At 50.5% G+C, this 13,760-nt stretch carries 10 protein-coding genes; 5 read left to right on the top strand and 5 right to left on the bottom strand.

Annotation, left to right across the window (positions count from 1 at the left end):
• Positions 1-1,449, bottom strand: a complete 1,449-nt coding sequence (locus K2G41_RS07275; protein WP_300116839.1) for an amidophosphoribosyltransferase — start codon at positions 1,447-1,449, stop codon at positions 1-3.
• Positions 1,450-1,900: 451 nt separating this feature from the next.
• Between K2G41_RS07275 and K2G41_RS07280 the strand changes: the two genes are divergently transcribed.
• The 5 genes from K2G41_RS07280 (at position 1,901) to K2G41_RS07300 (ending at position 6,495) form a co-directional block, all read left to right on the top strand.
• Entirely contained in the window at positions 1,901-2,506 is a 606-nt protein-coding gene (locus K2G41_RS07280; protein ID WP_300116841.1) for a DUF177 domain-containing protein, read from the top strand.
• 104 nt (positions 2,507-2,610) lie between these two features.
• Entirely contained in the window at positions 2,611-2,796 is a 186-nt protein-coding gene (rpmF, locus tag K2G41_RS07285; RefSeq protein ID WP_107032267.1) for a 50S ribosomal protein L32, read from the top strand.
• 144 nt (positions 2,797-2,940) lie between these two features.
• On the top strand, positions 2,941-3,924 hold the full coding sequence (locus K2G41_RS07290) for a beta-ketoacyl-ACP synthase III (protein ID WP_300116843.1): 984 nt from the start codon (positions 2,941-2,943) through the stop codon (positions 3,922-3,924).
• A 114-nt stretch (positions 3,925-4,038) separates the two neighbouring features.
• Positions 4,039-4,923: a GTPase Era gene (era, locus tag K2G41_RS07295; RefSeq protein WP_300116845.1), complete on the top strand. Its 885-nt coding sequence runs from the start codon at positions 4,039-4,041 to the stop codon at positions 4,921-4,923.
• 288 nt (positions 4,924-5,211) lie between these two features.
• Positions 5,212-6,495 (top strand): L-serine ammonia-lyase, iron-sulfur-dependent, subunit alpha, encoded by a 1,284-nt coding sequence (locus K2G41_RS07300; protein WP_300116847.1) that lies wholly within the window; start codon positions 5,212-5,214, stop codon positions 6,493-6,495.
• Positions 6,496-6,595: 100 nt separating this feature from the next.
• Here the strand turns inward: K2G41_RS07300 and K2G41_RS07305 are convergent, their stop codons facing one another.
• The 4 genes from K2G41_RS07305 to K2G41_RS07320 form a co-directional block, all read right to left on the bottom strand.
• Entirely contained in the window at positions 6,596-7,768 is a 1,173-nt protein-coding gene (locus tag K2G41_RS07305) for a porin (protein ID WP_300116849.1), read from the bottom strand.
• Between the two features lie 186 nt (positions 7,769-7,954).
• Positions 7,955-8,734 (bottom strand): phosphatase PAP2 family protein, encoded by a 780-nt coding sequence (locus tag K2G41_RS07310; protein WP_300116902.1) that lies wholly within the window; start codon positions 8,732-8,734, stop codon positions 7,955-7,957.
• Between the two features lie 350 nt (positions 8,735-9,084).
• Entirely contained in the window at positions 9,085-11,643 is a 2,559-nt protein-coding gene (gene glgP / locus K2G41_RS07315; protein ID WP_300116851.1) for an alpha-glucan family phosphorylase, read from the bottom strand.
• A gap of 185 nt (positions 11,644-11,828) precedes the next feature.
• On the bottom strand, positions 11,829-13,562 hold the full coding sequence (locus tag K2G41_RS07320; RefSeq protein WP_366145408.1) for a glycosyltransferase: 1,734 nt from the start codon (positions 13,560-13,562) through the stop codon (positions 11,829-11,831).
• Positions 13,563-13,760 lie beyond the last annotated feature (198 nt).

Raw genomic sequence — 13,760 nt, forward strand, 5'->3', positions numbered from 1 at the left:
TCAGGCATTCTCTTCAGGGTGGTCCTGACGCCAAGCTTCGTCCGGCTGACAGCCTGTACCGTCAAAGCAGTGGGTGCAGAGCTGGCATTTGGGGAGGCCGATGCTCTCGATAAGATGTTCGATCTTACTGAACTGTAGAGTGGAGAGTTCAAGACGTTTGGCTATTTCCTTGACCATGCGCTCGTATTCCGGAGTTCCGGTAGTGGCATAGAGGTCGAGTTTGGCTTTGTCATCACCTTCGAAATCGCGGATGATGCGTCGGGTGATCAGTTCGAGATCGCTTTTCGATGATGTGAAACCGATGAAAGGACAGCCATAAACAAGGGGCGGACAGGAGATACGGGCATGTACTTCCTTGACACCGCACTCGTAGAACATGCGGACATTGTCGCGGAGCTGTGTTCCTCGCACGATGGAATCGTCGCAGAACACCACACGTTTGCCATTGAGGATCGCACGGTTGGGGATGAGTTTCATCTTAGCCACAAGATCGCGTCGTGACTGATTGCCCGGAGTGAAGCTGCGGGGCCATGTCGGAGTGTATTTCAGGACGGCGCGGCGATAGGGGATACCCTTGCCTTCGGCATAGCCCAAAGCGTGGCCGACACCTGAATCAGGAATACCGCATACGCAGTCAGCTTCCGTCTGATCTTCCTCGCCCATCTTGCGTCCGGCTTCCTCGCGCATGTCCTCGACGTTGATTCCTTCGTAGTCGCTGGCCGGAAAGCCGTAATATACCCAAAGGAAGGAACAAATCTGTTTGCGAGGGCCGGGAGCCTGAAGCACTTCCATGCTGTCGGCGCGGAGACGTATGATCTCGCCCGGACCTACATCGCGGATAGTCGTGTAACCGAGGTTGGGGAATGCTGATGTCTCGCTGGCGGCAGCGTAGCCGTCCTCCTTCTTGCCGATAACGATGGGCGTGCGTCCCAGATAGTCGCGTGCGCAGATAATCCCGTCTTCTGTCAGTATGAGCATCGAGCAAGATCCCTTGATCTTCTTATAGACAAGATTGATGCCATCGATGAAATCCTTGCCCATGTTGATCAGCAGTGCCACCACTTCGGTCTGGTTGATGGTATTGGCCGAAAGCTCGCTGAGATGCATGCGTTCTTCAAGGAGTTCGGCGGCGATTTCGCGCAGATTGTTGATCTTTGCAACCGTGACCACCGCGTAGCGACCGAGATGGGAGTTGACGATGATTGGTTGGGGATCAGTGTCGCTGATCACTCCGAGTCCTTGATTGCCGACAAAGCGGTCAAGTTCATCCTCGAATTTGGAGCGGAAATAGTCGCGTTCAAGACTGTGGATAGTGCGGTTGAAACCATGTTCAGGGTCGAATGTAACCAAGCCCGCACGTTTGGTTCCGAGGTGAGAGTGGTAGTCTGTGCCATAGAAAAGGTCATTGACACAGGGTTTGGTCGAAATTGAGCCGAAGAAACCTCCCATAGTGGATTGTCCTTAATAATGTGCTTTGAAAAATGAAAGTGCAAAGGTAAGAAAAAATTTCGAGCATGATTCCGGGCGGGGTGTAAAATGAGGGAATTTTTTTGAATTTTTCCGATGGATTTTCTCCGGGCTTTGTCTCTGATATGGGTCATAGAAATCAGCGACAGGCATGTCTGTATGGGCCGTCCGGGAGTATATGGGCTAATCACCGTGCCTGATGGTGCATGATGCTATATAATAATGTGGAACATATCGCTCGGCGGCGATGACCTGTGTGTCCGTGTTGACACAAGATCCATTATTGAAAAAACATGATAGGATGACGTAATGATGTGGTGTGCGGGACATCTTTATGGCCAAACGGACTCTAAATTTATGTTTTAGCGAGTTTTTGTTTTGATTTCTAAAACTTTTTGCCTACCTTTGCGCAGTTTTTTCAACCAATATTGTCGTGGGAAAATTTTCAGAATTCCGTCTCCCCTTGAAAAACATCCCGGAAGGTGTTCAGGAATTTGAATACCATCTCGGTAAGCAGTTTTTCGTGAACATGGAGAGTGCTGACATACATGATGCTGACCTAACCGTCAGACTGACAGTGACTCACAAGCATGATATCTATGATCTTGCTTTCCACGTCACCGGTACTGTCACACTCATCTGTGACCGTTGTCTCGATGATCTCATCCAGCCGATCGACGCTACTTACGATATAGCGGTCAAGTATGGCGATGACTATTCAGAGACTGATGAACTTCTCATCATCCCTGAGAGCGATAACTGGCTCAACGTATCGTACATGATATTTGATACGGCTTCGCTCGCAATACCTGTCAAGCATGTCCATCCGTTGGGCAAGTGCAACCGTGCGATGAGCGCGCTTCTGCGCAAGCACCGCGCCACTAAGGTGGATGATGAGGATGCTGAGCTGACCGATCAGCTCATGGACGAGATGGATTCGATGGATTCCGCCCCCGATGCGGCCGATGAGCGTCCTACCGACTCACGTTGGGATGCTTTGAAGAAACTCTCGCCCGACGAGTCCGGCTCTGAAGCTTGATTTACGGCTCTCCGCCGAGCGACATGAATTTTGATAATAAAAGAAGAAATATATACATATCTGTTTTCACATTTCATCTGCAAAACAAAAAATAATAATAGATCATGGCACATCCTAAACGCAAGCAATCAAAGACCCGTACAGCAAAGCGTCGTACTCACGATAAGGCTGTAGTCCCCACTCTCGCCCTCTGCCCCAACTGCGGTTCATGGCATCTTTATCACACAGTATGCGGTGAATGCGGTTACTATCGCGGACGCATCGCTATTGAAAAGACAGCAGCAGTCTAAGGACGCTAAAGCCGGCTTTTAAATCTCGCGCGGCTCTGGCAGACTTGCGGGATGAATTTATTTATCAGGAATGTTCATCCACGGCGGTCCTGTCAGGGTCGCGCGTGGATTTGAATATTCTCTCATTTTTAAAGAAATTTTGCTATGCTTCACGCACGAATTTCAGGATTGGCTTCCTATGCGCCTGACGACATCCTCGACAACGAAATGCTCTCGAAGATGGTCGATACCAACGACGAGTGGATCACCACCCGCGTAGGCATCAAGGAACGCCGTATCCTCCGCGAACCCGGCAAGGGTTCGTCATATCTTGGCATCAAGGCCGTCGAGAAACTGCTCGAACGTACCGGTACCAAGCCTGAGGAAGTGGATCTTCTCATCTGCGCAACCTCCAACCCCGACTACCGTTTCCCTTCGACCGGTTCGGTCATAGCTCATCAGCTTGGCCTCAAGAATGCATACGCCTATGACATTCAGGCTGCCTGTGCCGGTTTCCTCGTTGCTCTTGAGGACGGTTCGGCCTATGTCCGTTCAGGTCTCCGCAAGAAAGTGGTTGTTGTTGCCGCCGAGAAGATGTCGTCGATGACCAACTATCAGGACCGCGCCACTTGTCCGCTGTTCGGTGACGGTGCAGGAGCAATGCTTCTCGAACCCACCGAGGAGAATGTCGGTGTGATGGACGGTGTGTTCCATGTCGATGGCGAAGGTCTCGAACATCTCTGGATGCCCGCAGGCGGTTCAGTGCTCCCCGCATCTCACGAGACAGTGGATGCACAGCAGCACTACGTGATTCAGGACGGCCGCAACGTCTATAAGAACGCTGTCACCGATATGCTTGAATCATCGCTTGAGGTTATGAAGCGCAATGATCTCACTGTCGATAATATTGACTGGTTCGTTTCGCATCAGGCCAATCTCCGCATCATCGAAGCCGTCGGTTCACGCCTCGGAATAGATGAAAAGAAGGTACTTGTCAATATCGAAAAGTACGGCAATACGTCGGCCGCTTCGATCCCCCTCTGTCTTGACGAATATCAGGATCGTCTGAAAAAGGGTGACCGTCTTATCCTCACTGCATTCGGTGCAGGCTTCACTTGGGGAGCGATGTATATCATCTGGGATCTCTGATTTTCTGTCGTCCTGACAATTAAATTTAACGGAAATAGCATCTTTTTGGGTGCTATTTTTGTTTATATATAAGTACAGAAATTATAATCATCAAAATATACGAAAATCAGCGATATGGAACATAAAGCAGGATTTGTCAATATTGTCGGTAATCCGAATGTCGGAAAATCGACGCTTATGAATGACCTCGTAGGCGAACGCATCAGTATCATAACCTCAAAGGCACAGACCACGCGCCACCGCATAACCGGTATAGTCAACACTCCGGATTACCAGATAGTGTTCTCCGACACTCCGGGAGTCCTTCAGCCGAAGTATAAACTTCAGGAAAGCATGCTTAATTTCAGCGAGGGTGCTCTCGTTGATGCCGATGTGCTTCTCTATGTGACCGATGTGGTGGAAGATCCGTCGAAGAATGCCGATTTCCTTGCCAAAGTGGCCAAGGAGAAGATACCTGTACTGCTCGTGATCAACAAGATTGATCTCGTGAAGGTGCAGATCGAACTCGAAGAGCTTACGGACCGCTGGCAGAAACTCCTGCCGAATGCGGAGATCTTCCCGATTTCAGCCAAGGAAGGATTCAATGTCGATAACCTGCTCAAACGTATCGTGGAGCTTATCCCTGTTTCCGCACCATATTTCGGAAAGGATGCCTTGACTGACAAGCCTGCCCGATTCTTCGTCACCGAGATTATCCGTGAGAAGATCCTGACCATCTATGACAAGGAGATACCTTACTCCGTGGAGGTGGTTGTGGAGAAATTCGAGGAAAAGGAGAAGTCTATCCACATCATGGCCGTGATCTATGTCGAGCGTGATTCGCAGAAAGGTATCATCATCGGCCATCAGGGCAGTAAGATCAAGAAAGTCGGTATGGAAGCCCGTAAGGATATCGAGAAGTTCTTTGACAAGAGCGTATTCCTTGAACTCTTTGTCAAGGTCGAGCCTAACTGGCGTAACCGTGAGAACAAGCTCCGTTCATTCGGCTATCTCGAATAAGCCTCAACAACAGCCCATAGTTTAACAGTCCGCGTCATCTTATCGGCGCGGATATCCTTTAGAAATATTACTGTTTGACAGACAGCAATGCCCGTAAGGAGCATTGCTGTCGCTTTTTTCTACTATTCAGCTTACAGTAGTAGGAAAATTTGACCGGATTGATGATTCCGGAATTCTTTATTGGGGAAATTAACACGATTATTTTGTTTGTCATTCTCAAATAGAGTAATTTTGTAGATATTAACCTTGATATACCAAATATCCGAATACCAAAACTCACATCTGAATATGGTAAGTGAATCCAAAAGAGAGAAGATAATCGCGCTTATCAAACGCGAGGTCGTACCTGCCATCGGCTGTACTGAACCCGTTGCAGTGGCTCTCTGTGTGGCTAAGGCCACAGAATTGTTAGGCTCAGTTCCCGCGCGCATCGAATGTGCGCTTAGTGGCAATATGCTTAAAAACGCTATGGGAGTCGGTATCCCCGGCACAGGGATGATCGGACTCCCGATTGCGATGGCTCTCGGTGCGCTTGTCGGAAAATCTGCTTATGGTCTTGAAGTGCTCAAGGATGTAACTCCGGAAGCCGTTGAGCGTGGGGTAAATTATATTTCGGAAGGACGTGTGGCCATCTCGCACGATGAAGCCGCTCCCTCGAAACTGCATGTGGATGTGAGGGTCGCTGACGATGACGGGCATACGTCGCGTGCAGTAATTTCGTGTGAGCACACTCATTTCATTCTTCTTCAGAAGGACGGAGAAGTGGTTCTCAAGGAAGAATCGGCAGGTGATGCGGCGGAAAATGAGGATGATATAGCTCTTGATCTCGCCACTGTCTATGAATTTGCTACAGAGACACCGCTGGATGAGATTTCCTTTATCCTTGAGGCCAAGGAACTCAACATGGCTGCTGCGGAGACAGCTCTTTCGGGTGACTACGGCCATTCGCTTGGTTCCACCATCCGTAAATATGGTCTGAAATATTACGGCGATACCCCTGTCGAACACATGATTTCCTATACTTCGGCCGCCTGCGATGCCCGCATGAGCGGTGCGCCTGTCGCTGTCATGTCCAATTCGGGTAGTGGCAATCAGGGTATCACGGCAACAATGCCTGTGGTAAGTTTCGCCGCTGACATGGAGGCCACCGAGGAGCAGACCATACGTGCTCTGATTCTCAGTCATCTCACGAGCATTTACATCAAGCAGAGTCTCGGTCGCCTCTCGGCTCTTTGCGGCTGTGTCGTTGCTTCGACCGGTGCGTCGGCTGCTATTGTCTATCTCATGGGCGGTGGCTATAATGAGGTCTGTGCGGCGGTGAAAAATATGGTCGCTAACCTCACCGGCATGATCTGTGACGGAGCGAAGCCCTCATGCTCGTTGAAGATTTCATCTGGCGTATCGACGGCCATGATGTCGGCCATGCTTGCTATGAACGGCAAATGCGTGACCTCCACCGAGGGCATTATAAGCGATGATGTGGATGCTACCATACACAATCTTACCTCCATAGGCCGCGAAGCAATGAACGAGACAGATCGCCTTGTGCTCCGAATCATGACCTCCAAATGATCGGGTAAGGAATTATTGAAAATAACATTACACTGTGAGTGCGTGTCAGTCGTCATGATGGCTGACACGCACTCACATACTATATGGTTTGAAGTCAGGTTTAGAAAATGACTTGCAGACGGGCTTCGATGGTGTTGACGTGGCGTTTTGGCAGAAGGTTCTCCACATCGCGGTCATGGACATTGGTGTAGGAGTAGCGCAGACGGGCAAGCATCCATGAATTGATATAGTAGTTGAGAGTACAGTTGATGTCATTCATTATACCTGCGCGGATACCTGCCTTCTTGTCGGAAGCGTCGGTATAGTTGTAGCCGAGCACAAGTTCAAGAGATCCTTTAGCCGGGGTTGCTACGCCTGCATCTGCATGGGAGTAGTTGTAGCGTGAACCGATCAGGAGGGTGCGCACGATACCGTATGCTCCATGTGCCTGATAATTTCTGAAGCCATCCTTGCGGCTTACGTTCATGTAATAGTATTGAGCCTCCAAAGCCCAGTTTCCTTTGATGATAAGGAGTTCGGGTGTCATTTTGAAGAGTCCTCTAGCATTGTCGATATTTGCTTCAAGGAGAGTGACTTTTGATACTCTGGAGGGAAAATTGGCGGAATAATCGAAACCTGTATGGTCATCCGCCGTCGGAGTCGAATAATTGAATGAAGATCCGATCTGGAACACGTCTCCGTCGCTGTGGCGCGGACGCCATACGAGACGTGTCTCCGCGCCCCATGCCTGTTTGCCCATTTCCGAAGCGTTCTGTGTCATGACTCCCTGCTCGGCGAAGATTGATGTACCCGCAAAATACTGGTCCTTATCATAGACCCACATGGCGGCCAGAAGGCGGGGATTGGCATAGAAGAATTCATTTGACGTCGGCTCTTCGTATGTCTGTTTCATTGATGAGCTGGTCTCTGAGTTCAGACCCCACTGTGGGACGAAATAACCTACGCGGACGAGATTGGCAGGATTGAAATCATATTCGAAATAGGTGTCTTTAAGACCTACCTTACCGTATGAGAAACCGACATCTATTTTTGCTTTCCATTTTCCGTAGGTGGCTTTCGCTCCAAGACGAACGTCGGGGATAGCCACACCGTTGACGAATTTCGTATCATTCTCATCAGTGACATTACCGTTGCCACCGAGATAGACTGCTCCATCCATAAGGATTCGGCCGGTGGGAGAGAATGAGAGCTTGGGCTGTGAGCCGGAATCTTCAGCAAAGACGGGAAGAATGCACATTGAAGCAGCAGCGAGTGATGTGAGTATATATTTCATAGCGGTGAAATTTTTCAGTAGTGATTAAATAAAGTAAGAAGACTGATGTCCCTGTAAAACAGGGAGAGGAGCTTGGTGAGTGAAGCGTGAGGATAAAGGAGTGATTGGGAGAGAGGAGATGAGCTATGAATATAATGTGTGTTCTTGTTGTCCGACATTCGGACTTTGAGTGTGTGAAACGTATTTTCAGTCAGTGGTTGTAGGGGTCGGTACGGGAGTTCCTTTGGCCACCTTGCCGGCCTTTTTGAGTTCCTTGAATTCTTTTTTCGCTTTTTCAAGTTGCTTCTGGAAAGCGGGATCGGCATGCAGACGGGCCACTGTCACAGCTCCCGTGATGCGTCCTGCATCGACATCGCTCTGGAAATGGTAACCGCAGATGACACGGCTTTCGCCCATTTCATAACCGCGCTTCAGGATTTCATTCTGTCGTTCAGGATTGATTTCTGCAAGAACAAGTGCGGTTGCCCAGCCGATTGAAGTGTGTCCTGAGGGATATGAACCGTTGGTCGAGAGTTCTTCCTGCTGTTCGGGATTACACGTGTCCTCGTTGTAGAAGGAGAAGGGACGCTGGCGGTTGTAATAATTCTTAGCCTCACGGGTGCCGAGATCTCCGGCATCTTCACGCATTCCAATCACGAGTTTAAGGATCTCAGGTGCGGTCGCCTCATCGATTTCTACGCCGAAAGCTTCTGAGAAAGCTTCGGGTACACCGTTGCCCTCGACGCGGGCGTCACTTACAGCCTGATCACCTCTGGGGGTGTCACGCATGGTCTTGCCCCAAGTGTAGCGAGCCTGATCGTTGAGGAATGTGATTGATGCACCGTCCGGTGGAGGTGGCAGGAGCAGATAGCTGTTGGGGGCATCACCTTCCTGAAGGAAGAACACGTCGGGATTCGTGCGGTGATCCTTGATTGTCTTCGCTGTGGTCTCGGTTTGACCAAATGCGAACGCGCTTGTCACGGTCATTAACAGAGCGCAGGCGGTGGCGCGGAGTGCTGAAATGTGTGTCGTCTCCATAAGTGTGTGTAGTTTGTAGATTAGATGAAATAAGTAAGAAGATTTCTGAATCGGGAGCGTCGCTCCGCATGAAATGGTGTGGAGTGGTGACCGATATATCAAAGAAACATAGCCCGGTTAATAATAGTTGCGGAATTTTATATGTTGTTAGACATATCCACCGGGATTTAACAAATCTCTTTAACAATAGTAAAATCGTCGATAAAATCAGGTTGACTGGCTGAAGAAAAAACTCCGTGAAGGATCGCGGTGATGCGAATCCTTCACGGAGTCTGTTATTTGGAATCCGTCGGGGTGGATTAGATCCAGCGGACGAATGCGAAGTCCTGACGGTGGGGGAGTGCAGGATTCGAGGGATAGAGACGGTAGCTGTAGCGGAACACGCCCGGATCACGGAACTTGTCCTCAAGCTGGAATGTAACGATGTTGCCATCCTTTGCAGTCACCTTGAAGGGAACAGAGCCGAGACGTGCTTCCTGATTGTCATGGAGCTTGTCACAGACAAGTTCGAGAGCGAGATCATCGGCAAGGCCGTTGGCATCGATCTTGACGGTGGTGACGAACTTGTCACCGCTGTTGCCCTGCTGGCTTACATCGCGGTCGGTTGTCACGTCGAGCACCTTGATACCATCCCAAGCGGCTGCCACTTTCTCCTTCCAAGCGGCGATCTCTTTGGCAAGCTTGTAGTCATCGGCAGAGAGCTTGTTGAAACGCTTGGCTTCGGGTTCATAGAAACGCTCGATATAGTCTTCGATCATGCGCTGCATGGTGTATTGGGGTGCGATATGACCGATAGAACGCTTGATGTACTGAATCCATTCAGGAGAGTAGCCCTTCGAGTTCTTGGCGAAGTAGAGGGGGATGATCTCGTTTTCAAGCATAGAGTAGATGGTAGCTGCGTCGAGCTTGTCCTGCTGGCTCTGATCGGTGAACGTACGCTTGTCGGTGAGAGCCCAGCCGGCCTTTTCATCGAGCTTGTAGCCTTCGTACCACCATCCGTCGAGCACTGAGAAGTTGAGCACACCGTTCATCTCGGCCTTTTCGCCTGATGTACCGGATGCTTCGAGAGGACGGGTCGGGGTGTTGAGCCAGATATCCACACCGGTCACGAGACGCTTGGCCACGATCATGTTGTAGTCCTCAAGGAAGATGATCTTGCCTTGGAACTGGGGCATGCGTGAGATCTCCATGATGCGCTTGATGAGGCCCTGACCTGCGCCGTCGGCGGGGTGTGCCTTACCGGAGAAGATGAACTGCACGGGGAACTGCTCGTTGTTGACGATGCGAGCGAGACGCTCAAGGTCAGTGAAGAGAAGGTGTGCGCGCTTGTATGTTGCGAAACGGCGTGCGAAGCCGATGATGAGAGCGTTGGGGTTGATGCGCTCAAGGATCTTGATCACAGCAGAGGGATCGCCCTGATTTGCAAGCCACTTGGCCTTGAAATCACGCTTCACGAAGTTGATGAACTTATTCTTCATCGTGGTGCGCATGTTCCAGATCTCCTCATCCTTCACTTTGAAGATGCCTTCCCAAGCCTTGGGATCGCTCTGGTGGCTGAACACCTGTTCGCCGAGTTTCTCGGTGTAGAATGCCTTCCATTCGCTTGCGGCCCAAGTGGGCATGTGGACACCGTTGGTGACGTAGCCTACGTGGCTTTCTTCCCAAGAGTATCCCTTCCAAACGCCGGCAAACATTTTCTTGGACACTTCGCCGTGGAGCCAGCTCACACCGTTGGCTTCCTGACAGGTGTTGAGTGCGAACACGCTCATCGAGAAGCGGTCCTGACTGTCGGGGTTCTCGCGGCCCATGTTCATGAGATCCTGCCAAGAGATGCCCAGACGAGCGGGGAATTCATTGAGGTACTTGTAAGCAAGACCTTCGTCGAAGTAGTCGTGACCTGCGGGGACAGGAGTGTGGACGGTATAAAGGCTTGACGAACGTACGAGTTCGAGAGCGGTATTGAAGTCGAGACCTTTCTCAACATAGTCAACGAGACGCTGGAGGTTGAGGAGGGCTGCATGGCCTTCGTTTGCGTGGTAGATGGTGTTGTGGATGCCGAGTTTCTTGAGGGCGAGCACACCACCGATACCGAGGAGGTATTCCTGCTTGATACGGTTTTCCCAGTCACCGCCGTAGAGCTGGTGAGTGATCGAACGATCCCACTCGCTGTTCATGTCGAAGTCGGTGTCGAGAAGATAGAGCTTCATGCGGCCTACGTTCACACGCCAGATGTGGCTGTAGATGATGCGGCCGGGGAAGGGCACTTCAAGGATCATGGGATGGCCGTTGACATCGGTTACCTGCTCGATGGGGAGCTGATTGAAGTTCTGCGGTTCGTAGTTGGCAATCTGCTGGCCATCGACGCTGAGTGATTGGGTGAAGTAACCATAGCGGTAGAGGAAACCGATAGCTGTCATATCGACGCGGCTGTCGGAAGCTTCCTTGATATAGTCACCTGCGAGTACACCGAGACCACCGGAGTAAATCTTGAGGCAGTTGCAGAGACCATATTCCATAGAGAAGTAGGAAACGGAAGGAATGTCGGTGCGCATGGGCTTTGCCATGTACTCATTGAACATGGCGAAGACGCTCTGGATGCGTTCCATCATTTCCTCGTCCCTCATCACTTCTTCGAGACGCTCGTTGGAGAGCTGCTGGAGGAGCATTACGGGGTTTTCACCGGTTGCGCGCCAGAGATCGGGATCAAGGTCACGGAAGAGGTTCTTTGCTGCACTGTTCCACACCCACCACAGGTTGCGTGAGAGTGTTTCGAGGGGTTTCAATGCCTCTGGGAGCACTGATTTTACAGTTAGGTCGCGCCACACGGGGGCATTAGTTTTGCTTACGGGCAGTTTCATATTCTTTAAAAGTTATGTTTTCTTGATTGCCGATGGAATGACGCTGTTTTTTCTGATCGGCCATTTCATCGGATTGATGATATAAGTGTGTTAAAGTATTATTGAAAATCCGTTTGGAATTATATAAGTGGTGCGGACGCCGGAAAGATCATGGTTGGCTTTCCGGCATTCCGTTCATGGTCGGGTCAGATATTCTTGGACTGCTCCATGCGCTTGGTTGCTTTCTCCAGAGCGAGGTGATATGCTTCATCATAATACCTCATGAATTTTGCCCAAGCTGCTTCTGAGGCGGTCTGCATGGCTGCTTTATGGATCTTTTTGATATCCTTCTCGCTGGCGCAGGTCAGATATTGGATCGAATGAGCGATATTTTCGACAACATTGCTGTAGTTTGAATCGCCACGGCCGATGACATTCACGCCGCATTCGTCAAAGTAATTTTCCGAAGTCTTGAGTGCCCACTGGCCGAAACCGGATAGTGAGGTCGTGACTGTCGGGACACCGAAGGCAACGCTTTCAAGAGGAGTGTAGCCCCACGGCTCATAGTAGGAGGGGAACACTGTGGCGTCAGCTCCCGGCAGGAGATCATAGTAGGAGAGATTGAACACTCCGTCAGTCCCGTTGAGATAACAGGGGACATAAATTACAGTGACTCTGCCGTCGGGGTTGGCGAAGCCGAGCTGATGGATGCGGCAGTTGACGGCATCTGAGTCCGGATTGTTGAGCCAATGGGTGAGGACCGGATCGGCAAGAGGTGACTCATCATTGACAAACGGAGTATCGTTCATGGTGCTCATGCGCGCTTTCAGATCCTCGCGGGCCTCCTTTGACCATGCGGGAACCATCACGAAAGCAACTACATTACGGCAGGTGTCCAAGTGACGGAGACGGTCACACACGTCAAGGAAGACATCAAGTCCCTTGTTGCGGTATTCGCAGCGTCCGCTGGAGATGACGATGAAAGTGTTGTCGTCCATGCGCTTGCCGGTGAGGGCTGAAGCTGCGGTTAGCATCCGGTCACGGGCCTGACGGCGTGCTGCAGGAAGTTTGGCAGCTGAGGGTACGAAATTCTTTTCAAAACCATTGGGGGTCACCACGTCGGGCCGACGCTCAAGCAACTGTTCACACTCTGTGGCAGTGATGTCACTCACGGTAGTAAAGACATCGGCTGCGTGTGCGGCCTGCTTTTCAAGCGAGTGCTTGGCTTCCATGTTGAGTTCGCGGGCCATCTGGTCACCGTTATAGCCCTTCATATAGTCATAGAGGGGCTTGTTGTTGCCGCAGATGCTGCGGCCTATGCTGGTTGCATGAGTGGTGAATACGGTGGCAACCTGCGGAAGCTTCCACTTCACGTAAAGGAGTCCCATTCCGGTGGTCCATTCATCGAAATGAGCGATGATGCGTGTCGGGTTCTTACGGGAAATGCGTCCGGTGGGAGTAAGGTTTGCACCGTAGCCGCTTGCAATGATTGATTCGATTACGATGCCGGATGCGTGGGCGAAGGCACAACCTTCGTCATAATCACCGTAGGCATGCAGTGAATCAACACCGAAACGATTCCACATTTCGCCATAGAATTCATCCTTGACGGCATACATTCCGTCGAATTTAACAAGGACGGCTATGGGACGGCCGGGAACTTCCCAGCGACCGACTCTGACGGCAACTCCGTCAGGGAGTTTGGCTGAAGAAGCCCATTCGGAGAGACCGTCAACCTTGCATTCGGTGAACCAAGGTGAGGGGCTATCAGAGGTCCAGACATCTGGACCAATAAAAATTACTTTATCCGGATAAAGTTTCTGGAGTGTCTTGGCCTTAGTGGACAGGACGGTGTAGATGCCACCAATCTTATTACAGACCTCCCAGCTTACCTCAAACAAGAGGTTGACCTGAGGTACTGCAGTTGTTGTGTCCATCATTCTTCTTAGATATTTACGTTTTCGAGGCGCAAAGTTACGCATTTTTTTGTAAATATCAGCAAGATAGATGTAAAATGACTTTAAAAACGGCCTTAGGAATGCCTCAGACGGCGATGGCAGGCTCTTAAAACATCTTAATATTCCTACAATATCCCTTACGTGAGGCCATCTTTTGGCGTTTCGGGCGATTATACTTAT

The sequence above is a fragment of the Duncaniella sp. genome (assembly GCF_029056165.1).
Taxonomy (GTDB): Bacteria; Bacteroidota; Bacteroidia; order Bacteroidales; family Muribaculaceae; genus Duncaniella.